We start from the raw sequence: 19,903 nt of genomic DNA, 5'->3' as shown, positions 1-19,903 counted from the left end.
CGCCTACAGTGTGTTAAGCCGTGCTTCAAGGTCGCGGCTTGCCTGCTCAAGAAACTCTTTATCCATCTCTCCTTCCGGCAGATGATACGGTTCGCCAAAGACAACGTGTACGCGAGAAAAAGGCAGAGGGATCTGAAACTTGTCCCATGCCCGCTCAAACTTGTAGCTTCTGTCCATGTGCAGACGAATGGGCACAATGCGGGCATTGGCCCTTGCGGCGATAAAGGCGGCTCCTTCCTTGGCTTTGTGACGCGGTCCGCGCGGACCATCCACTGTGAGGCAGGCGTGGAGCCCTTCCTTGCGTAGCATTCTCGAAACTTGAAGTAATGCTTTAACCCCGCCGCGCGAACTGGAGCCGCGTGCGGTGCGCACCCCGAACATCTCCATGAACTGGGAAAGGTATTCGCCATCGCTGCTTTGGCTTATCACGGCAACAAGGCCAAGATTTCTCTTGGCGTGCACCACGGGGAACAATTCATCGTGCCACAGGGCAAAGACCATGGGCTCACCCCGTGCGTCCAAGTCGTCCACGGTTTCACGCCCTTGCTCGGTAAAGCGGAGTGTGGCGTAGAGCGTTCGCACAATGCCATAGAGTACGGGGGCAACAAGCCATGCCGGCACGGTCAATTTCTTCGGCTTCACCTAGACCATCCCTCCGGGAGCGGGACACGTTTTCGGTTCATCGCCCTTGCTGTCCGTATTGAACTGCATGTCGTACAGCTTGGAATAAAGGGGGCACGTCCCCAGCAATTGCTCATGCCTGCCCTGCGAGACAATGGAGCCGCCATCCATGACCAGAATGCGATCTGCCGAAAGCACGGTGGAGAGCCTGTGGGCAATGACAATGCTGGTGCGCTGCTGCATAAGGTTCTCCAGAGCCTGCTGGACAATACGCTCCGATTCCGAATCCAGCGCGCTGGTGGCTTCGTCCAGAATGAGCAGCGGCGCGTTCTTGAGAATGGCCCGGGCAATGGTCAGGCGTTGCTTCTGCCCGCCGGAGAGCTTCGTTCCCCGTTCTCCCACCACGGATTCGTATCCTTCCGGGAGCGAGAGGATGAAGTCGTGTGCAAAGGCTGCGCGGGCGGCGGCGTGAACGGCGTCATCCTGTACGTCAGTCTGCCCGTAGGCAATATTGTCGCGAACGGAGAGGTTGAACAAAAACGCATCCTGCGAAACCATGGCAATATTCCGGCGCAGAGTGGCCAGGGTATATTCACGTATGTCCCGCCCGTTGACCAGTATCTGCCCCTGCTGCTGTTCGTAGAATCTGGGAATCAGGTTGACAAAGGTACTTTTCCCCGCCCCGCTCGGCCCGACTATGGCAACCCGTTCACCCGCACGGACGGTAAAGTTCACGTTGTTCAGGGCAGGGGTCGGGCAGCCTTCATAGGCAAACGTTACATCCCGGAACTCCAGCTGATTGAAAGGCGGGGTAAACGGTATTGTGCCGTCCTTTTCCACCACAATCTTTTGCGAATCCAGAATCTCGAATACCCGCTCCGCCCCGGCAAGCGCTCTCTGAACGTCCAGATTGGCGGAGTTCAGTTTCTTAACCGGCGCGTACAACAGCCCGAGAGCGGTGAGAAAAGAAAGCAGTTCGCCCACGGTCATGGCCCCTTCCGCCACGCGCATGCCGCCTGCAAGCAGAACCATGCCTGCGCCTATGGCACCCACAATGTCCATGACAGGCGATGAGAGTTCGCTGTAGATGACCTCTTTTACGGCTATCTTCACCAGCCTGCCGTTTTCACGCCGAAAGTTCTCCCCCTCCCTCTTTTCCGTATGGAACGCCTTGACCACGCGGATTCCGCTGAATACCTCCTGTAAAAAAATGGAGATATCCGCCAGTTTCACCTGATTTTTCCTGCCCAGTTTGCGCAGTTTTTTGCCAAAGAAGATAATGGGAAAACCGGCAATGGGCAGTACCAGCACTGCCCAGATGGCAAGATACCAATCCTGATAAAACACCACGCCGATGAGAGCGGCCATGGTAAACCCTTCACGTATCATCATGACCACGGCGGGCAGGCTTGAACGGATGAGCACCACATCCTGAATGATGCGCGACATAAGATCGCCCACTTTTTCCCGCTCGAAGAACTTCATGGGCAGAAAAATCATCTTGTCGTACATTTCGTTGCGCAGTTGCTCCAAGACCTTGAGGGCGCAATAGCGCATAAGAAAGTTCTGCACATAGCGGCCCACGGCTTTGGCGGTAAAAATGCCCACCATGGCCAGCACAATGAGCATCATGGCCTGCATATCCTTGGCATTCAGGCCGTCATCAAAGGCGGGCTGAACAATATAGGCCGTGCCGCCCTCTGCTGCGGCAACAACCAGCATGGCCGCAACGGCTATGGCAATTTTGCCTTTGTAGGGTTTGAAGTAGCTGAGGCAGCGTTTGAGAAGGGGAATGCTTTTTATGTGATCGCTTTTCCTGTCGTATTTCACCAGATCAGACATGCAAATATTTTCCCGGCTCCGCGCAGGAGCGTAACGGCAATGTGTTTTTTGACTTGACCAGCCACCAGCGGCTGATATCTCCTAGGACACACAGGAGGAATACCATGCCAGAAATTGAACTGAACTGCCAGAACCTTGCATGCCCCCAGCCCGTGCTGGAATGCAAGAAACTTATTGAATCGAAAACCCCCGCCGCGTTTTCCATCCTGGTGGATAATGATGCCGCTCGTGAGAATGTTTCGCGTTTTATCGGCAGCAAAGGGTATACCGCAGAGGTGCAGCCCGTTGCGGGCGGCTGGCGCATAGTCGCCACAGCGTCGGATATGTCTGCGCAGGACTGCGCCTGCGAAGTCATGAACGCTCCGCAACTGGCATCCATTGACCGCAAAATCTGCGTGTTCATCGCCTCCGACGTCATCGGCAGCGGAGACGACGAGCTTGGCGGAAGGCTGATGAAGAATTTTATGGCTACCCTGCCGGAGCTGGGAGCGGACCTGTGGCGCATTGTCATGGTGAACGCGGGGGTGAAGCTGGCTGTGGAAGATAGCCCCGTACTGGGAGAACTGCAACGGTTGGAAGCAGACGGGGTTTCCATCCTTGTGTGCGGTACCTGCCTCGATTTCTTTAACCTTCTTGATAAACGGGCCGTTGGTCAGACAACGAATATGCTGGACGTGGTCACAAGCATGCAGTTGGCTGCCAAAGTCATACGGCCCTAGGAACAATCGTCAATGTCAGGCAAGAAAGACGTGCCCGGCCAGTCCAAGGACAGGCTCCGGGAAGACAGATCTGCTACAGGCAGGTCAGGTGACAGGGACAGGAACAAGGCGCGCCGCTCTCCCTCATGGTCGCAGGAGACTGCGCCCCCCGCGACCTCTTCCCGGAAGGCTGGTGCTCCCCGCACGCCTCGTGGCGAAGGAGCACACCCGGCTAAGGGAAAGCGGTTTCAGGAGTCCGGCGCATACTCCAAGGATAAAAGCGACATCGCGCAAACGGAAAAATCCGGGCAATCTGCGCATCCCGCACAATCCCCGCAATCCTCTCAATCCACTGTTATGCCCGACGAACCCGTGCGCGTGAACAAGGCACTGGCTGCCGCAGGCATATGCTCACGCCGAGCAGCCGATGACCTGATTGCGCAGGGGGCTGTCTCCATCAACGGGCAGGTTGTCACCACTCCCGGCGTAAAGGTGATGCCGGGTAAGGACGTGCTCGCCGTAAACGGTGTGGCCGTCAATCTTCTCGGCCAGACTCGTTCCTTCGCCTACATCATCATGAACAAGCCTGCGCGGGTGGTCACCACGGTCAAGGACCCGCAAGGACGTACAACGGTTCTCGATCTTCTGCCTGCGGAACTGAAGAACGGTCGTCTCTATCCTGTCGGTCGGCTGGACTTTTTTTCAGAAGGCCTGCTGCTTCTCACGGATGATGGCGAAATGACCTACCGGCTCACACATCCGAAGTGGCATCTGACCAAGGTATACAGGGTGCGTGTGCGCGGCTCTGTTCCGGATTCGGCCCTCAAGATCATGCGTTCAGGCATGACCTTGGCAGAGGGTGAAAAGCTTGCCCCGGTCAAGGTGAACGTGCTGCGTGAAGAGAACGACATAACCACGCTGGAAATGCATCTCATGCAGGGGGTGAACAGACAGATTCGCCGCATGTGCCGCGACCTTGGCCTCACCATCCTTTCTCTGAAGCGGTTCCGGCAGGGACCGCTGGACCTCGGCAATCTGGAAAGGGGAAAGTTCCGTATGCTCGATGAGGCGGAAGTCTCCCTGCTTCGCCGTTCCGCCGGTTTGGAATAAGGCCCCCTCTTCCCAAAAAAGCCGCCCCCCGCCGTTCATAAAACAGCGGGGGGCGTTATTGTTGGTCATGAAGAGACACTACTCTCCGATCTTCTTCTCCTGCACATCCTGCGTGCGATCTTCCACATCCACTCCGGCAGGGGGTGTAAATTCAAAAAGCGATGCGGCGGGAGCGGTATTAAACCGCATTCCGCTGAAGCGGATTTCGTTCTCGTTACCGTAAAAGTCCACCGTAAGAATGCGCTGCACACTGTAGTCGGCACCTATCCACAGCGTGGCTTCGGTGAGATCCGTTGTCGGTTCCTTGGCAAACAGGTGCAGAACGGCCAGCCCATCCTGCGGAGCAGCCTCTTCCACGTAAAACTCTTCCTTAAGGTTGGCCTGTCCGGTAATGAACCGCAGGGCGGTCTTGGTTTCGTGCACCAGTGATGCCGGATACTTGTACACCACTTCCTCTTCCACAAAATAATTCCATACTGCATCGGGATTTATCACCAGCAGCTCAGGGGCAGGCGTTTTCGTATCCCAGCGTATGCGGTCGGGAGCAAGAAAATGGAAGGTGCCGGAGCGGGATTCCGTGCTGCCGCTTTCTTTGTGGCTCAGATTTTGTGAGAACGAGGCCTCCATGGACGTCATAGCCCTGTATCGTGCCTGAATGCTTGCGGTGATATCTTCCGCAAAGGCTGCTGCGGGAAGCCACAGCAGGGCCATAGCGGCAATTGCGGATGCGGCGATGCATTTCAGCGGGATGCGGTTCAATACCGCCCACACCGTATAGTTTTTTGTTCTGATACTGCGAATCATGCCAGTCAATGCTCCTGATCAGGATTGTCTGCGTGTAATGGGACTACATATCTCCACGGCTGCCGCTGCCGATGATGGCTCGGGGCTTGCTGCCGTCTGCGGGACCGATAATGCCGTCCTGTTCCATCTGTTCCACATAGCGGGCCGCGCGGTTAAAGCCGATGCGGAAACGCCGCTGGATAAGCGAAATAGATGCCTTGCCCTGCTGCATGACAAAGGCAATGCATTCGCTGTACATGGGGTCGTCAGCCACAGAACCTGCCGGTCCCCCGTTACCGTCAAACCCGAAATCGCCCGTCCCCTCGTTCCCCCACTCCGCAAAGTCCACGTTGTAGGAGGCAGGCATCTGCGACTTCCAGTAGCTGACCACGGCACTTACATCTTCATCGCTCACAAAGGCGCCGTGCATGCGTTGCAGCTTGCCGCCGCCCGCCTTGAACAGCATGTCGCCCTTGCCCAGAAGATGCTCCGCGCCCACCGTGTCCAGAATGGTCCGCGAATCGTGCTTTGCGGTAACCTGAAACGATATGCGGCACGGAAAGTTGGCCTTGATAAGCCCGGTCACCACGTCCACGCTGGGACGCTGCGTCGCCAGAATGAGATGAATCCCCGCCGCCCTCGCAAGCTGCGCAAGGCGAACAATGCTCGTCTCCACTTCTTTGGCTGCAGTGAGCATAAGGTCTGCCAATTCATCAATGATGATGACAAGATAGGGCATGAATTCCAGAGCGGCAAACTGCTCCGGCCGTTCTTCACCCAATCCTTTAAGTTTTTCATTGTAGCCGATGATGTTCCGCACGCCGAGCACCGCCATGGCCTCGTAGCGTTTGTCCATTTCGTGCACGGCCCAGTCGAGGGCGTTCTTGGCCTGCGACATATCCGTAACCACCGGATGCACCAGGTGCGGCATGTCTGCATAAACGGCCAGCTCTATGCGCTTGGGGTCTATGAGCAGCAGCTTCAGTTCCTCAGGGGTGGTGCGGAACAGCAGGCTCATGAGCACGGAGTTAATGAACACGCTCTTCCCCTGCCCTGTAGCCCCGGCCACAAGCAGGTGCGGCATCTTGGCAAGGTCGGCGGCAAAGGGGGCACCGGAGATATCCTTGCCGATGGCGAGCGTGAGCGGCAGGTCTGCCTTGCGAAAAACATCGGAGGCGATGAGTTCGCGCAGGCAGACAGTTTCCCGGTGCTCGTTGGGTATCTCTATGCCCACGCTGTCCTTACCGGGAATGGGAGCCTGAATGCGTATGGAAATGGCGCGCAACGCCATGGCCAGATCATCCGCCAGATTGGCGATGCGGCTCACCTTCACGCCCGGGGCGGGTTTGATTTCAAACATCGTGACCACGGGGCCGGGGGTAATGCGCTGCAACTCGCCCTGCACACCAAAATCCGCAAGGCACTCAATGAGCATGCGCCCCTTGTTTTCCAGAACATCCTTGGTGGTCCGCTTGGCGTCTGTAGCGTGGGCAGAGAGCATGTCCAGCCCGGGCAGGCGTATCGTGCGCCCGGATGCCGCCGAACTGCGCGCCTTGGGTTTCTGCGGAGCCCCCTTGCCCGCAACAGGCCCGTGCGGCTCGTCTATAACCACGCGGGCCACCGGTCCCGAAGCATTGTTCTCTGCTTCCGGCGCGGAAGAGCGCGCGGTACGGGCGGGTTTTGCATCCGCCTGCACGTCCACGGTAATGGCATCCGCATCGCCTTTACCGTCCGCCAGAGCCAGCAGTGCTCCCCTGTCTGTCTTGGGCTTGGGCCGGAAAAGGCGCATGGCCTTTCTTTCGCGTCTTTCTTCCGGCGGGCTTATGGCTTCATCTTTCGCGTTCTGTATGAAGTTCTTCATCATTTCAAGCAATTGCCTGGTGCCGCGCCGCACATTGGAAAAAAGCTCAGCCCATGAACTGCCGAACGTGAGCTGCAGGCCGCATAAGGTGATGAAAAGCCATAACAGGCTGGCACCGACAGGACGCAGAAAATACCAGCCTACCCGGTGGAGAGAAGTACCCAGAAAGCCGCCGCCCGCAATATGTCCCATGCCCATCTCCGCAGCCGCTCCAAGGCAACTAAGGCTGATGCCGCACAGAAGAACCCCTGTCCAGCGCCACCACATGGCGGTGAGGCCCGGAATAAACCGCCTTGCACCTGCGAAAACAAAGGCAACAGCCCACACATAGGCTGCAATGCCGAAGAAATCGACAAGCATACCGGAAAGATAGGCTCCGAACAGCCCGACGGCGTTGCTGATGTTGACCGGAGATGTAACGACATGGTTCAGGCCGGGGTCCGCATTATCATACGTGGCGAGGCTGAGAAAAATCAGAAGACCCCAAAAGATGAGAAACAGGCCGAACAATTCCCGGGCTACACGGTTGCCATCCGTAGCGCTACCCTCCGTAAAAAACATTAAAGGAAAAAGGGATACGGCCCTTACAACCATATCCCTTATCGTATTCTCCGGCATACGTCCACCGTGCGCGGGGTTGCCGGCAGGGGACGACAAAAGGCGTGCTAGTTTTCCCTGCTCAGATATTCACGGGTTTCCGTGTTCACCTTCACGCGGTTGCCTATGTTGATGAACAGAGGCACGTTCACCACCAGTCCGGTTTCCAGCGTGGCAGGCTTGGTGACGTTGGAAACCGTGTCACCCTTGGCACCGGGTTCCGTGTGGGTTACTTCCAGCACGAGCGATGCAGGCAGCTCCAGATCAAGGGGGTCGCCGTTATACAGCATGATCTTAACCTGCTGTCCGTCCTTCAGAAAATCTTCCTTACCGTCAGAATTTTCCTTAGACATATAGTGCTGCTCGTACGACTCCAGATCCATCAGAACCAGATTGTCGCCTTCTATGTACAAAAACTGCATGTCCCGGTGTTCTATGTCCGGCTTGCCCACCTTTTCGCCCGAGCGGAAGGTCTTGTCCACCACGCGTGCGTTGAGCAGGTTGCGCAATTTGGTGCGTATCATGGCACCGCCCTTTCCGGGCTTAAAGTGCTGAAATTCGATAATTTCATACGGCGTGCCATCCATAAGGATCTTCAGGCCGCGTTTAAAGTCGGTAGTGGAATACATGTTATCCTCCAAAAATTCCGGCATGATGCCGGTAGTATATTCGATGGGAACCGTGTTCAGCTATGGAACGGCGCACCCTACTCTTTTTCATGGTGCTGCACAAGAGCCTGCACCGCCAGTGCGTAGCTGAGCATGCCGAATCCGGCTACGACACCGATAACGTGTCTGCCGATAAAACTCTTCTGGCGCAACGGCTCCGGGCGGGCAAGCACGTTGCTCAGATGCACCTCCACGCAGGGAACCTGTATCCAGGCCAGACAATCCGCCAGAGCAAGGCTTGTGTGGGTGTAGGCACCGGCGTTGAACACCACGCCGTGCATGCCCTGTTCCCGCGCCTGCTCCAGCCGGTCAATGAGCGCCCCTTCGCTGTTGGACTGGTAATACTCCAGCTCCACATCGGCGGTGCGGTGGCCCATAACCTTGTCCAAAAGCACGGGAAGTATCTCCATACCGTCGGTACCGTAAATTTCCGGCTGCCGCTTGCCCAGCGCCCCCAGATTGGGGCCGTTCAGTATAAGGAACCGATACTTGGCCATGCGCTTTCCCCTTTGTGTTTGCACCGTCATTCTGATAGTGATGCACATGCATATAGTGCAAAACAAGGCATATTTTCCGAACAATTCCGTTCTGTCAAGAAGACTGACCACCTAAGGGATGCCATGCAGCCGACCCTTATTCTCGAAGATACCATCTATACGCTGGATCAGCTCAAGCTGGGCAGCGTGCCTCAGGTAGCACTGGCGGGACGCTCCAATGTGGGCAAATCCTCGCTGGTAAACGCTCTGGCGGGCAGAAAAAAGCTGGCCCGCACCAGCTCCACTCCCGGCAAGACCCAGAGCCTCAATTTTTACCGCGTTGAGCCGTGGGGCTTCTATCTCGTGGACCTGCCGGGATACGGCTATGCCCGCGCCTCCAAGTCCGACAGGGAACAGTGGGCAAAGCTCATCAATACATATCTTACCGGCACGCCGGGCCTCAAGGCCTTGGCCGTGCTTCTGGACTGCCGCATCCCGCCGCAGAAGCTGGATATAGACATAACGGCCTATGCGCATTCTATTTCCCTGCCGCTGCTGCCCATTCTCACCAAGGCGGATAAATGCAAACAGCGTGAACGCGCTGAAAAGCAGAAGGAGTGGGCTACGCTGCTTGGCGGGGTTCGTCCCATCATTTCTTCTGCCGAGTCCGGTCTGGGGCTCGCCGCCATATGGGAAGCCCTGCGCAGGGCTGCGTTGGGCGATGCGGCAGACCCCCTTTCCGGAGAGCCGGAGGCCGCCCCTTCTGCGTAATCTCCTGATTTGTCACCTGTGTACGCTCCCTGTCCACTATCGTTTCTGGCAAAACAGAAAAGGGCGGCTCCCATACGGAACCGCCCTTTTGTAGTACGTCTGGGCCTGAACAGATGTTCAGGCGATGCTCAGGCTAGAGCCATTTGAAGTAGTCCTTCCACGAACCTTCGCGCCGTTCCCGCTCAGATTCGGTAAGCTGCTCCTGGCTTTTCAGGTAGGAGAGCCGTGCGCGTTCCCGCGCGTATTCCTGATATTCTTCCACATCGGCATACTGTTCCACAACGGTCTTATACCGCTGAAAAGCCGATGTATAGCGACCGGTGCGCCAATAGAAATCCGCCACATATATTTCATGCTCGGCCATGTATTTCCGGCATATGTGCAGATACTCCAGCGCCTTGGCCGCATACTCCGTGCCCGGGTGCGCCTCCTGCAGACGCATGAAGTACTGGTATGCTTCTGCAATGTTGGTTTGCGGGCGGTCTATGGAGATAAAACTGTTGAGGTTGGCGTTGCCAATCTGGAACAGGACATAGGGAATAGCCTCATGCCGCGGGTGCAGCATTTCGAATTCCTTGTAGGCGTCCACAGCCAGCATATATTCCTCGTCAAGGAAGTAGGCATCGCCGAGCGAGAGTTCCGCTTCTATGGTGTACGGGCTGAAAGGATACCGGTCCTTGAGTGTGGTAAAGTACTCAGTGGCGGACGCATAATCCTTTTCACGCATGGCATCGTTGCCGGCCTCAAAAAGCTCCTGAGCCGTGTCTTCCGGCGGCGGCAGGTAAAAATAATCTATGATGCCGCACCCGTTGAGCATAAAAAGCACCGGGAGCAGCAACACAAAGCGTATTGCAGTTCTTCGCATCAATGTTTTTCCAGATAATGGAATGCCGAGTTGGCGGCTGTTGCGCCGTCGCCTACCGCAGTGGTCACCTGACGGCAGTTTTTGGAGCGGCAGTCCCCGGCAGCAAAAACGCCGGGCAGACAGGTCGCCATCTCCGTATCCGTAACAATGAATCCGCTGGCATCGGTGGTGAGCCCTTCCGGATAAAAGTCCTTGATAGGCTCATAGCCCACAAAGATAAACAAGCCGTCCAGCGTGAGCAGCCGTTCCTCACCCGTTTTCAGGTTCTTCACTGTCACGCCGGTCAGGTTTTCCTCGCCATGAATGGCCGTGACAACGGAACTGCGGATGATGTTTATGTCGGGCATGGTGCACACTTTGTCCTGCACGCATTTGGTGGCCCGAAAATCATCCCTGCGATGGATGAGGTGCAGCTTTTTGACAAGCCGGGAGAGGTAAAGCGCCTCTTCCAGCGCGGAATTGCCTCCGCCTACCACGCCCACTTCCTGACCACGGAAGAAGTTGCCGTCGCACAGCGCACAGTAGGAGATGCCGCGCCCGATAAGGCGTTCCTCATTGGGCAGTCCCAGCTTTTTGTATTTTGCCCCAGTGCAGATGATTACGGTTTTTGCCAGCACCCACTCGTCGCCTATGCGCACCTTGTTGGCACCGGGAGCGTACACCACTTCCTTCACTGCATCGGAATACCGGTCATAGGAATATCCTTCCAGATGCGCGGCAAAAAGATCGGTAAGCTCGTATCCCTTTATCCCTTTGGGAAATCCGGGATAATTCTCAATTTCTTCGGTCATGAGCAACTGGCCGCCGGGAGAAAGCATCTCCGCAAAGGCCACGGAAAGCCCTGAACGCAAAAGATAAAGGGCGGCCGTAATTCCTGCCGGCCCCCCCCCTATCACCAGAGAATCATACTCTTTCATTAGCTAAGGGCCTTCTGAGAGATCATGTCCTTGATGCTGCTCTTGGAAACAGCTCCGGTGATCTGCTCCACCACTTCGCCGTTCTTGAACAGGATGATTGTGGGAATGGCGCGGATGCCATACTTGCTGGGAGTGGCGGGATTTTCATCCACGTTCATCTTGGCGATGCGTACTTTGCCTTCGAACTCGGCAGCCAGCTCATCGATTACAGGCCCCATGGCTCGGCAAGGACCGCACCAGGGTGCCCAGAAGTCAACCAGAGCGGGGATAGAGGACTTGAGAATCTCAGCATCAAAATTGCCGTCTGTTACCTGCACTGCCATGGTTCGCTCCTTTCAAGGTTTAGACCGGCTTCCTGCCGGTTCCTTCGTGCATGATGGAGGCATGAAGTAAGGGCTACCTCATGTCGTCAATTCAACTACAAATATTAGTGGTTGCGGGGTGTGTCAAGGGAAGGGTTCTGCAAGCGGGTTATTTCCCGCAAATCGCGGGACAAGCCCCTTCGTCCCGCACCATGTCGTCCGGAATGGCCTGCCCCCTCGGAATGGCTTCCAGGTCCGGCAGGTGACGCAGTCCCAGCCGTGCCAGTTGCTCTCCGGCATAGGCCACCATGGCGCCATTGTCCGTACACAGCGAAAGCGAAGGCAGCACTGCTTCCACGTCAAAATGCTCCGCAAGGCCGGTCATTGCTTCGCGCACCATGCTGTTTGCCGCCACGCCGCCAGCCACCACAAGAGACACCGGCCTGCCCTGCTCCTGCGTCATAAGACGCTCCAAGGCCCGCTGCATCTTTATACGCAGGGTCTGCGCCACCGTGTGGTTGAACGATGCGCACAATACCGCAAGTTCCTGCAACGAAGTGGTTTCTTCTTCAGCAACAGCGCATCGGCGGGCAGCTTCGGCAGGCGAAGAGAAGCGAAGATGCGGGTTGCGCTGAATATGCAGAGAAGCCGCGGTCTTCAGGCCGCTGAAGCTGAAATCCAGGTTGTCGTTATCAACATACGGCTTGGTAAACAGCTTCACGTCCGGCATGGCCATACGGCCAATCCGGTCAATCAGATGCCCGCCCGGATAGGGCATGTTCAGCATTTTCGCCACCTTGTCAAACGCCTCTCCGGCAGCATCGTCAAGCGTGCGCCCCAAAAGTCGAAAGTCGTTTGCCGAAAGGATGTGATAAATATGCGTATGCCCGCCGGAGACCAGCAGGCCCACCGCCGGAAACCGCAACTGCTGCTCCAGACCTGCGGCCAGCAAATGGGCGTGAAGATGGTTTACCCCCACCAGCCGTGCGTTACTCGCTGCGGCAAGCCCCTTGGCAAACCCCAGCCCCACCAGCAGGCTGCCGAGCAGCCCGGGCCCGCGCGAAACGGCCACCGTATCGATCATGGCTATGGACAGGTCTGTCTTTTTCAGCAGGTCGGCAAAGAGCCTGCCGATGAGCCTGTAATGCTCGCGCGAGGCTATTTCCGGCACCACTCCGCCGAAGAGCGAGTGAATGTCCGTCTGTGAGGAAATAACATCGTGCAGCAGCTTTCCGTCCCGGATCAGGGCCAGAGCGGTTTCGTCACATGAGGTTTCAATGCCGAGCGTGATCATCAAGATATTCCGGTTGGCAGCGGTGCCGGGTCATGGAGCATGGGGAATGACATCCGCCGGACAACATACATCGTCCGGCAAACGGGACTTTTCCGCGAAACTCGTCCTTGGAACCTGTCCCTGGAATTTGTCCCCGGACTCTGTTCTTGGAATCTGGCGAATCTGGCTTTGGAATTCGTTTCGGGATGCGCCCCTTATCCGCGCACAGAGCCATTTAGCACATGGGCGCAGGCAGGAAGACACGCATCCTAGTCGGTCTGCGAGTAGATTCTGGTAACCGTGTCCACATCTCTCGGAGAACCGATAAACAGGGGAACCCGCTCATGCAGGTGCTCGGGGAGTATATCCAGAATCCGCCTGCTGCCGTCTATGGCCTTTCCGCCTGCCTGCTCCACAAGAAAGGCCAGCGGAGAGGCTTCACACATCAGCCGCAGCTTGCCCTGCGGTCTGGAGGGGCTCCGCTGATCCATCGGATACATGAAGATGCCCCCGTTCAGCAGGTTGCGGTGAAAATCCGCCACCAGCGACCCTACGTACCGCAGGGAATAGGGGGCGCCCCGTTCGTTTTCCGGGCTTTTGAAGTAGTCCACCACCTTGCGGGTGCGGGTATCCCAATAGTGGTAATAGGCCTCGTTGACGGAGTAAACCTTTCCCCGCTCCGGGATACGGATATCCGGGTGCGACAGCAGAAATTCGCCCACGCTGGGGTCCAGCGTGAATCCGTGCACGCCCTCGCCCGATGTATAGACGAGCATGGTCGAGGAGCCGTACAGAAAATACCCGGCCGCAACCTGTTCGGCACCACGCTGCAAAACGTCCGCCATGGTCACGTCCTCCTCCGAGGAGGATTTCCGTTTAAGGATGGAAAAGATGGTGCCCACGTTGATGTTAACGTCAATATTCGTGGAGCCGTCCAGAGGGTCGAAGATGAGAATGTAATCTCCCCGGCGGAATTTCTCCGGAACGAGAATAAGGTCGGCATTCTCTTCAGACGCCATGGCGCACAGCACCCCTGTTCTCTGCAAACGATGGATGAGCGTACGGTTGGCAAAGTCGTCCAGCTTCTGAACCTGCTCTCCCTGCACGTTGGTCTCGCCGGTTGCTCCGAGAATATCCAGCAGACCGGCCTTGTTCACCTCGCGCTGAATGATCTTTGCGGCAAGAATAAGGTCGTAAAGCAAGGCCGTGAACTTGCCTGACGCGGAAGGAGACTTGGTCTGATGAAGCAGAACATGTTCCGTTACGGTAACCTGACGCATAATTCCTCCTCCCGGCTTAGAAGCACTCTTTACGGCGGCTCACAACACCGGCATCCAGCGCACCCACATTGTAGTCCAGTCCTGTTCCCTTGCCGAGGAATTCTTTGACGTGCTTAAACGCCTCTTCCTTGTCGGGGGTGTCAGCAATCTGCACAACATGCCATAACTGTCCGTGCCGGTCGTAGAGCTTCATCAGGCATGGCGAATAGCCAAACGTGCGCAGCAGGTTCATGCGGTCCTGCGCATATTGCGGATTATGGAAGGCACCAATCTGCACCGACCACACAATGTCCTTGGTCAGCGGAGCGGGTTCCGGGGTGTCACTCATGGCAGGCCTTATGGCTTTGGCTGCATCAGCCGCAGCAGGCTGCTGCGGCGCGGGGGCTGCCATTATTTCAAACTCGCTGGATTCCTCTTCGGTTTCCTGTGCGGCAGGCTCGGGAACGGGAACCGTGGGCACGTCACGCACAGGGGCCGGTGCGGCCAACGCCTCCAACTGTCTGGGGTCAATGGGATACTCATCCGTCGATGCGGCGAACACCAGGGGCAGATTGCCGATATACTTGGCTATCCACAAAAACTCACCGTACTTGTTGCTCTCTGTGTCAGAGGAGCGTCTGCGCAGAACTTTTTCCCACTCCACAGTCTCCAGAGGTGTCTCCTCCATCACATAATGGCCGGGCCAGAGTGTAAAGGTGGGGCTCAGGATCACAAGGCGCGCCGGTGACGGGCACAGGTGCAGCAGATTGCGCGGGTCAAAATGGGCCACAACCATACCCTTCATCTCGTTATCCACAAAGAAGGGGGTACCCACGTAGACTTCGGGACCAAGGGGATTGTCCTGCGCATAGGCGCGCATGTCCCGGTAGCTTATCTTCTCATCTTCCTCAAACAGCGGCATAAAATCCAGGCTCTTCATGGAGACGGAGGGGCGCTGCATATACATATCCCCTTCCGGAGAGACAACGGCAATACCGCTGAGCCACGGATAGCGGTCAAACATGTCATTCACCCACGCTTCGGTGGGAAAGACATCCTGCGCCAGCATGTCGCGCCGGAACGATTCCAGAGCCATGCCCACAGGCGTGTACACGGTTGCCAGCTTATCCTCCACGGCAGAGGCATCCGCTTCCTGAAATTTCAGTGTGGCGGGGGTATTTATGTATTCACGGTAGTATCTGCGGGTATCTTTCCACACATTCTTCGCGGCCTGCTTGCAGCCGGAGGCCAGAGAAAGCGAAAAAGCCATGAGGACAATAAGAAAAATCAGACGACGCACGTATACTCTCCTGAAAGGATTGTGTTTATACCAAAGATTGCCGATCGGGGGCGGCGCTGTGGCTGGTGATGGCACAGAAAGGAAGGGGGTTATCGCGCCGCACGGGCCTCTAAGCGCTCCGCAAGGGATTCAAGGGTGTTGATAAGTTTGGTTTTTCCCTGAAGAGGCTGGTTTTCCGCTGTTACATGTTCCGGCACGGCGGTTCTGCCGCTTGCGGCTACTGTGTGGCGGAAAGCTTCCACCCGTTGCCTTTCTGCCGGTTCCTGTGCACTGGCGAGCAACTCGTCGCAGATTTCCAGAGCACCTCTGGTGTCACCCTGCTCCGCCAGCACCTTGGCCATGGAAAGAGTCCGCAGCGAAAACGGCTCGTCCTCTGCCTCGTCCTCAACGTCCGCACCGGAAAACTCGCCGGAACCTCGCTGAACATGTCCCCTCACCAGCGGAATGGGGCCTGTTGCAGAAACAATACCCCCATCGGATTCATCGTCTTCTTCGTGCGATGGGACGGGCGGAGGAGCAACCACCTTAAGCGGTGCCATGGAAGGTGAAGCGGATGCCGCTGCGGCCCCCTGCTCTCCCATGAGTACCTGGCGCAGGCCTTGCTCGATGATTTCGGTCCAGGATATGGAGGCATCCGCGAACGCGGCGGAAAGGAAAGAGAGGGCTACCGCAGCATCTTTCGACTGCGGCTGTGCGGAAAGGGTTCCGGCCCAGCTTTGCCAGAAGGCGGGATATCGTTGCAGCACATCACCTATGGAGCGTATCTCCGCTTCCATGGCGGGCCGGTGTCGGGCATCCATTGCCGCCATTCTGCCAAGGCAGTCTATGAGCAGCATCCGGGCTTCAAAATGTTCGGTATTCCGTTCCAGCCCTTGCTTCAGCGTTGCTATGGCTTCCGGGTACTGGTCATTTTCGGCGAACAGCTTGGCAAGCGGAAAGAACACCTTGGAACTCGGTTCCAGTTCCAAAACTTCCTGATACCATTTAATCTTTGCCTTCATCCGGAGCGGCTCCTGCTCTACCCTCTTTAATTGTATCCGGAAAGATATACAAAATTTCGTTATCCTTAACGAAATTCATCCGCTGGCGAATTACTTTCTCTATATACTCAGGGTTGGATTGCAACAAGCGAATTTCCTGACTCAAGGCCAGATTTTTTTCCCTCAATTCTGAAAGTTGCTGCTCCAGGGCTTCATGCTCAGCCTTCAGTTCACGATAGGAAAAAAGCCCCTGATCGCTTATCAGCATCCTGCCCAGCAGAAAGAGGATCAGGATAACCAGAAACCCCAGCAGTACGCGCTTCCAAAACATGGTCAATTCAGGCGCCGCGATGCGGTGCTGCGTTCCCGCATATCAGAAAGCGGTCCTTTAAGTTCTTCAAGAAAATTGGCTGTGGCAGTTTCAATCCTGCGCACATCCTCTTCCTGCAATTCCACGTCATCCAGCTTTTCCATAAAGGATTTGAGCAGATCGAACTCCTTCATGAGATCATGGCCGATTTCCAAACCTTCAAGGTCTGGTTCAAGTTCCAAAATGGTTTGCAGACAGTTGCGCAGCCTGCTCTGCAATGCTTCATGCTGCTGCATGGCCACCCCCTGAGAAATACCGTTTCGGAAGTCATCCCGATCAGTTCGGGGCACCGCTTCCGGCGTGCGGGCGTTGCGTCTGCAACGAAAACGCTAACTGCTTGCCGTCTCCTGCAGCCAGTTGCGATAAAAACCGTACAGGTAGTTTCCACCAGAAAATACAGTGAGAACAAGCGCTATGTAAAGAAGAATCTCTCCCAACCATGCCACAGGTATGCCGAAGAGCGGCTCATGAATGATGAGCGGACCACATGCCAGCATCTGCATTATGGTTTTGAGTTTTCCGTACCTGTCTGCCGCTATGACAATACCTTCATCGGCTGCCATGGCGCGCAGACCGGTCACGATAAGCTCGCGGCAGATGATGACTATGGTTATCCACGCGGGAACCCAGCCAAGATAGCTGAGCATGACCAGAACGGAACAGATAAGCAGCTTGTCCGCCAGCGGGTCCAGAAACTTGCCGAAACTGGTTACAATCCCTTCCCTGCGGGCGACAAACCCATCCAGCATATCGGTGGCGGATGCAATAAAAAAGAGGAAAAAAGCAATAAGATTGGTCATCTTGCCGGGAAAATAGAGCAGGATGACAACAAAGGGAACAATAAGTATCCGGGCAAGCGTGATCTTGTTTGCGAGATTAAACATCCTATCTGGCCTTCATGCGGTTGGTTCTGTAGTGGGCAAGCACTTTGGTAACATAATCTCTTGTCTCGGCATAGGGCGGTATGGTGCCATATTTTTCCACGGCGGCGGGACCGGCGTTATACGCCGCCAAAGCAAGCCGCACATCTTTAAAGCGGTCCAGCATCATGCGCAGGTAGCGCACCCCCGCTTCCACGTTTTCAATGGGATCAAAAGGATTCTGTAACCCCAGATCCTTGCCTGTGGCGGGCATAATCTGCATAAGCCCCTGCGCACCGGCCCGGGAAACGCTTTTATGGTTGTAAGACGATTCCACCTGAATAACGGCACGCACCAGCTTCGGGTCTACCCGGTGCCGCCGCCCGAAGACCTCGGCAATCCTGTCTATCTGCTGCTTTTTCTGCGAACGGGCGGCCTTGGCCGTTTTGTCCGTTCTTGATGTGCCGGAATATGCTCCGGAAGACGTCTTGCGGGACGTCCCGGCGTTATTGGAGTCCTGTTTCTGCGGACGCAGCACAAACCCGTCCGGCGGCTTTGGCGTCGTGTAGAAGTGGTATTCTCCCTTGGCATCCTTCCAGTAGTAGATGGTCTGCCCTTTCGCCGGAGCAACCGCCGCAATCAGCAGGACAAGACACAGCAGGATGGTCAAAGGCCACCCATACGCCGTAAAACTTCGGCATGCTGCTGTGCGGCGGTTCATACAGGCAACTCCGGTTATCCGTGAGAGCCGGAAATGGCTTCAAGGCTTCTGTCCAGTGCCGTGACAATGGCATCTGCAAGGTTAAGGAAGCCTGTTTTGGCGTGCGATTCACCCTCCAGCATAACCACGGGCACGCCCATATCGGCGGCCACAACGGTCGCCGGGTCCAACGGTACGCTGCCCAAAAACTCCAGCCCGTAGCGCTCTGCCAATTCCTTGCCGCCCCCCTTCTTGAAAAGGGTTATCTCGCCGCCACAGTGCGGACAGGCCAGACCGCTCATATTTTCCACCACACCCAGCACATTGGCGTTGGCGTACTGCAAAAAGTTAATGGCTTTACGCACATCGGCAAGGGAAATTTCCTGAGGCGTGGTCACAACCACACACAGTGCTTCCGGAATGGTCTTAAGCACGGTCATGTGTTCGTCGCCGGTTCCGGGAGGCGAGTCGATGAGCAGAAAATCCAGATCTCCCCAGTTCACGTCAGAGACAAACTGACGAATGGCGGCCGTTTTCTTGGGGCCTCGCCAGAGAACAGCCGTATCCTTGTCCTTGAGGAGCGAATCCATGGAAACAAGCCACAGATTCTCGTTCACCTGCACAGGATTGAGCAGCCCGCCGCGGTCAGCCTCAATGCCAAGGGCAGTCACGCCGAGCAGGTTGGGCACGCTGGGACCGTGGATATCAACATCCAGAATCCCCACCTTGTACCCCCGGGCAGCCAGCGCGGCAGCCGTATTGACCGTCACCGAGCTTTTCCCCACTCCGCCCTTGCCGCTCATGATAAAGAGCTTGTAGCGAATTTTGTCCAGAGTGGAACAGATAAGGGCATCCTGAATATTCTGCTTGGCGCTGGATTTGTGCTCCGCACCGGGCTGACCGGCCCCAGACGAGGAACAACCGCTGCATGAAGACATTACTTTCTCCTTTATGTACAGACCGTTCCGTGCTTGCAGCGCAGAACGTTCGTGCGTGTGTTCTGAACGGAAACCTAAACAATATACGCCATGCGTCAAGCCCGGCTCTGTGCCGCGCAGCAGACTATTCAAGAAACGCTATGGCAACAAACCCTGCAATGCCGAGGATAAGCGTGCCCAGCAGAATAAGGTCAAATCGTTTCTCAAGAAAATACCTTGCCCTGTCGCCGAACAGGTAAATCAGCCCGGCTATGGTGAAGAACCGCACTCCCCTGCTGAGCGTGGAAGCCACGATGAACACCAGCAGGTCAATGCGGAACGCCCCCGCCGTCAGCGTGCACAGCTTGTACGGAATGGGCGTAAGCCCCGCTGCGGCAACAGCCCATGCGTCATAGGTGTCGTACCATTCTTTGATGACAAGATACTTATCGTCAAAACCGTAGAAACGTATGATGGGCATTCCGAGCAAATCCATGAAAAAATAACCGACATAGTACCCAAGAATGCCGCCCAGAAGCGAAGAGAACAGGCAGATGGCCGCCAGCCGGAACGCCTGCTTCCTGTTTGCCAGCGCCATGGGAATAAGCAGCAGGTCTGGCGGCAGCGGAAAAAAGATGGATTCCGTAAAGGAAACCGTGGCCAGAGTGCGCCGCGCCCCCTTCGATTCCGCCAGAAGCCAGAGTTTATCCAGCCATTTTTTCATCATATCCAT

Annotated in this window: 22 protein-coding genes; 3 read left to right on the top strand and 19 right to left on the bottom strand. The window is 56.2% G+C overall.

Features of this window, described 5'->3' with window-relative positions; genetic code table 11:
* Positions 1 to 3 precede the first annotated feature (3 nt).
* Both HUV26_RS00810 and HUV26_RS00805 read right to left on the bottom strand, forming a co-directional pair.
* On the bottom strand, positions 4 to 642 hold the full coding sequence (locus HUV26_RS00810) for a lysophospholipid acyltransferase family protein (RefSeq protein WP_243451202.1): 639 nt from the start codon (positions 640 to 642) through the stop codon (positions 4 to 6).
* A complete protein-coding gene (locus tag HUV26_RS00805) occupies positions 643 to 2,463 on the bottom strand; it encodes an ABC transporter ATP-binding protein (protein WP_174408199.1) in 1,821 nt (606 codons plus the stop codon).
* A 104-nt stretch (positions 2,464 to 2,567) separates the two neighbouring features.
* On the opposite strand from HUV26_RS00805, the gene yedF reads away from it, so the two are divergent.
* Both yedF and HUV26_RS00795 read left to right on the top strand, forming a co-directional pair.
* Entirely contained in the window at positions 2,568 to 3,182 is a 615-nt protein-coding gene (gene yedF / locus HUV26_RS00800) for a sulfurtransferase-like selenium metabolism protein YedF (RefSeq protein WP_174408198.1), read from the top strand.
* Between the two features lie 12 nt (positions 3,183 to 3,194).
* Positions 3,195 to 4,271, top strand: coding sequence for a pseudouridine synthase (locus tag HUV26_RS00795; RefSeq protein WP_308483135.1), 1,077 nt, complete (start codon positions 3,195 to 3,197; stop codon positions 4,269 to 4,271).
* Between the two features lie 78 nt (positions 4,272 to 4,349).
* Here HUV26_RS00795 and lolA read toward each other — a convergent pair whose 3' ends face one another.
* The 4 genes from lolA to HUV26_RS00775 all read right to left on the bottom strand — a co-directional run bounded on the left by lolA (position 4,350) and on the right by HUV26_RS00775 (position 8,677).
* The gene (gene lolA / locus HUV26_RS00790) at positions 4,350 to 5,075 is read right to left on the bottom strand and encodes an outer membrane lipoprotein periplasmic chaperone LolA (RefSeq protein WP_174408197.1); all 726 of its coding nucleotides are present in this window, start codon (positions 5,073 to 5,075) and stop codon (positions 4,350 to 4,352) included.
* A gap of 43 nt (positions 5,076 to 5,118) precedes the next feature.
* Positions 5,119 to 7,476 (bottom strand): DNA translocase FtsK, encoded by a 2,358-nt coding sequence (locus tag HUV26_RS00785; protein ID WP_174408196.1) that lies wholly within the window; start codon positions 7,474 to 7,476, stop codon positions 5,119 to 5,121.
* 104 nt (positions 7,477 to 7,580) lie between these two features.
* Positions 7,581 to 8,141, bottom strand: coding sequence for an elongation factor P (efp, locus tag HUV26_RS00780; protein WP_174408195.1), 561 nt, complete (start codon positions 8,139 to 8,141; stop codon positions 7,581 to 7,583).
* A 77-nt stretch (positions 8,142 to 8,218) separates the two neighbouring features.
* Positions 8,219 to 8,677 (bottom strand): type II 3-dehydroquinate dehydratase, encoded by a 459-nt coding sequence (locus HUV26_RS00775; protein ID WP_174408194.1) that lies wholly within the window; start codon positions 8,675 to 8,677, stop codon positions 8,219 to 8,221.
* Positions 8,678 to 8,800: 123 nt separating this feature from the next.
* Between HUV26_RS00775 and yihA the strand changes: the two genes are divergently transcribed.
* On the top strand, positions 8,801 to 9,427 hold the full coding sequence (gene yihA, locus HUV26_RS00770) for a ribosome biogenesis GTP-binding protein YihA/YsxC (RefSeq protein WP_174408193.1): 627 nt from the start codon (positions 8,801 to 8,803) through the stop codon (positions 9,425 to 9,427).
* A 133-nt stretch (positions 9,428 to 9,560) separates the two neighbouring features.
* On the opposite strand, the gene HUV26_RS00765 is transcribed toward yihA, so the two are convergent.
* The 13 genes from HUV26_RS00765 to HUV26_RS00705 all read right to left on the bottom strand — a co-directional run bounded on the left by HUV26_RS00765 (position 9,561) and on the right by HUV26_RS00705 (position 19,897).
* A complete protein-coding gene (locus HUV26_RS00765) occupies positions 9,561 to 10,292 on the bottom strand; it encodes an outer membrane protein assembly factor BamD (protein ID WP_174408192.1) in 732 nt (243 codons plus the stop codon).
* A complete protein-coding gene (trxB, locus tag HUV26_RS00760; RefSeq protein WP_174408191.1) occupies positions 10,292 to 11,209 on the bottom strand; it encodes a thioredoxin-disulfide reductase in 918 nt (305 codons plus the stop codon). Before trxB ends, HUV26_RS00765 begins: the two co-directional genes overlap by 1 nt.
* Positions 11,209 to 11,532 carry a thioredoxin gene (gene trxA, locus HUV26_RS00755; RefSeq protein ID WP_174408190.1) on the bottom strand — a complete coding sequence of 108 codons (324 nt, stop codon included), beginning with the start codon at positions 11,530 to 11,532 and terminating at the stop codon, positions 11,209 to 11,211. Before trxA ends, trxB begins: the two co-directional genes overlap by 1 nt.
* A gap of 148 nt (positions 11,533 to 11,680) precedes the next feature.
* Positions 11,681 to 12,805, bottom strand: a complete 1,125-nt coding sequence (tsaD, locus tag HUV26_RS00750) for a tRNA (adenosine(37)-N6)-threonylcarbamoyltransferase complex transferase subunit TsaD (RefSeq protein ID WP_174408189.1) — start codon at positions 12,803 to 12,805, stop codon at positions 11,681 to 11,683.
* Between the two features lie 248 nt (positions 12,806 to 13,053).
* Positions 13,054 to 14,064, bottom strand: a complete 1,011-nt coding sequence (gene fbp / locus HUV26_RS00745) for a class 1 fructose-bisphosphatase (RefSeq protein WP_174408188.1) — start codon at positions 14,062 to 14,064, stop codon at positions 13,054 to 13,056.
* 16 nt (positions 14,065 to 14,080) lie between these two features.
* Positions 14,081 to 15,343 (bottom strand): SPOR domain-containing protein, encoded by a 1,263-nt coding sequence (locus HUV26_RS00740; protein ID WP_174408187.1) that lies wholly within the window; start codon positions 15,341 to 15,343, stop codon positions 14,081 to 14,083.
* 89 nt (positions 15,344 to 15,432) lie between these two features.
* Positions 15,433 to 16,344 (bottom strand): tetratricopeptide repeat protein, encoded by a 912-nt coding sequence (locus HUV26_RS00735; RefSeq protein WP_174408186.1) that lies wholly within the window; start codon positions 16,342 to 16,344, stop codon positions 15,433 to 15,435.
* A complete protein-coding gene (locus tag HUV26_RS00730) occupies positions 16,328 to 16,654 on the bottom strand; it encodes an FtsB family cell division protein (RefSeq protein WP_174408185.1) in 327 nt (108 codons plus the stop codon). Before HUV26_RS00730 ends, HUV26_RS00735 begins: the two co-directional genes overlap by 17 nt.
* Positions 16,655 to 16,656: 2 nt before the next feature.
* Positions 16,657 to 16,929: a hypothetical protein gene (locus HUV26_RS00725; protein ID WP_174408184.1), complete on the bottom strand. Its 273-nt coding sequence runs from the start codon at positions 16,927 to 16,929 to the stop codon at positions 16,657 to 16,659.
* Positions 16,930 to 17,022: 93 nt separating this feature from the next.
* Positions 17,023 to 17,577 carry a CDP-diacylglycerol--glycerol-3-phosphate 3-phosphatidyltransferase gene (gene pgsA, locus HUV26_RS00720; protein ID WP_174408183.1) on the bottom strand — a complete coding sequence of 185 codons (555 nt, stop codon included), beginning with the start codon at positions 17,575 to 17,577 and terminating at the stop codon, positions 17,023 to 17,025.
* A 1-nt stretch (position 17,578) separates the two neighbouring features.
* Positions 17,579 to 18,274 (bottom strand): transglycosylase SLT domain-containing protein, encoded by a 696-nt coding sequence (locus tag HUV26_RS00715; RefSeq protein WP_174408182.1) that lies wholly within the window; start codon positions 18,272 to 18,274, stop codon positions 17,579 to 17,581.
* Between the two features lie 14 nt (positions 18,275 to 18,288).
* A complete protein-coding gene (locus HUV26_RS00710; RefSeq protein ID WP_174408181.1) occupies positions 18,289 to 19,191 on the bottom strand; it encodes an Mrp/NBP35 family ATP-binding protein in 903 nt (300 codons plus the stop codon).
* 124 nt (positions 19,192 to 19,315) lie between these two features.
* Positions 19,316 to 19,897: a YqaA family protein gene (locus HUV26_RS00705; RefSeq protein ID WP_243451201.1), complete on the bottom strand. Its 582-nt coding sequence runs from the start codon at positions 19,895 to 19,897 to the stop codon at positions 19,316 to 19,318.
* Between the last annotated feature and the right edge of the window lie 6 nt (positions 19,898 to 19,903).

Origin of the sequence: Desulfovibrio psychrotolerans (assembly GCF_013340305.1) — a bacterium.
Classification (GTDB): domain Bacteria; phylum Desulfobacterota; class Desulfovibrionia; order Desulfovibrionales; family Desulfovibrionaceae; genus Halodesulfovibrio; species Halodesulfovibrio psychrotolerans.
This window is presented reverse-complemented; position numbering and strand designations above follow the sequence as displayed.

Bases quoted from the DNA above. Each gene is read 5' to 3' on its own strand.
- HUV26_RS00805 (WP_174408199.1), bottom strand. From the start codon at position 2,463: ATGTCTGATCTGGTGAAATACGACAGGAAAAGCGATCACATAAAAAGC.
- yedF (WP_174408198.1), top strand. From the start codon at position 2,568: ATGCCAGAAATTGAACTGAACTGCCAGAACCTTGCATGCCCCCAGCCC.
- HUV26_RS00795 (WP_308483135.1), top strand. From the start codon at position 3,195: ATGTCAGGCAAGAAAGACGTGCCCGGCCAGTCCAAGGACAGGCTCCGG.
- lolA (WP_174408197.1), bottom strand. From the start codon at position 5,075: ATGATTCGCAGTATCAGAACAAAAAACTATACGGTGTGGGCGGTATTG.
- HUV26_RS00785 (WP_174408196.1), bottom strand. From the start codon at position 7,476: ATGTTTTTTACGGAGGGTAGCGCTACGGATGGCAACCGTGTAGCCCGG.
- efp (WP_174408195.1), bottom strand. From the start codon at position 8,141: ATGTATTCCACTACCGACTTTAAACGCGGCCTGAAGATCCTTATGGAT.
- HUV26_RS00775 (WP_174408194.1), bottom strand. From the start codon at position 8,677: ATGGCCAAGTATCGGTTCCTTATACTGAACGGCCCCAATCTGGGGGCG.
- yihA (WP_174408193.1), top strand. From the start codon at position 8,801: ATGCAGCCGACCCTTATTCTCGAAGATACCATCTATACGCTGGATCAG.
- HUV26_RS00765 (WP_174408192.1), bottom strand. From the start codon at position 10,292: ATGCGAAGAACTGCAATACGCTTTGTGTTGCTGCTCCCGGTGCTTTTT.
- trxB (WP_174408191.1), bottom strand. From the start codon at position 11,209: ATGAAAGAGTATGATTCTCTGGTGATAGGGGGGGGGCCGGCAGGAATT.
- trxA (WP_174408190.1), bottom strand. From the start codon at position 11,532: ATGGCAGTGCAGGTAACAGACGGCAATTTTGATGCTGAGATTCTCAAG.
- tsaD (WP_174408189.1), bottom strand. From the start codon at position 12,805: ATGATCACGCTCGGCATTGAAACCTCATGTGACGAAACCGCTCTGGCC.
- fbp (WP_174408188.1), bottom strand. From the start codon at position 14,064: ATGCGTCAGGTTACCGTAACGGAACATGTTCTGCTTCATCAGACCAAG.
- HUV26_RS00735 (WP_174408186.1), bottom strand. From the start codon at position 16,344: ATGAAGGCAAAGATTAAATGGTATCAGGAAGTTTTGGAACTGGAACCG.
- HUV26_RS00730 (WP_174408185.1), bottom strand. From the start codon at position 16,654: ATGTTTTGGAAGCGCGTACTGCTGGGGTTTCTGGTTATCCTGATCCTC.
- HUV26_RS00725 (WP_174408184.1), bottom strand. From the start codon at position 16,929: ATGCAGCAGCATGAAGCATTGCAGAGCAGGCTGCGCAACTGTCTGCAA.
- pgsA (WP_174408183.1), bottom strand. From the start codon at position 17,577: ATGTTTAATCTCGCAAACAAGATCACGCTTGCCCGGATACTTATTGTT.
- HUV26_RS00715 (WP_174408182.1), bottom strand. From the start codon at position 18,274: ATGAACCGCCGCACAGCAGCATGCCGAAGTTTTACGGCGTATGGGTGG.
- HUV26_RS00710 (WP_174408181.1), bottom strand. From the start codon at position 19,191: ATGTCTTCATGCAGCGGTTGTTCCTCGTCTGGGGCCGGTCAGCCCGGT.
- HUV26_RS00705 (WP_243451201.1), bottom strand. From the start codon at position 19,897: ATGATGAAAAAATGGCTGGATAAACTCTGGCTTCTGGCGGAATCGAAG.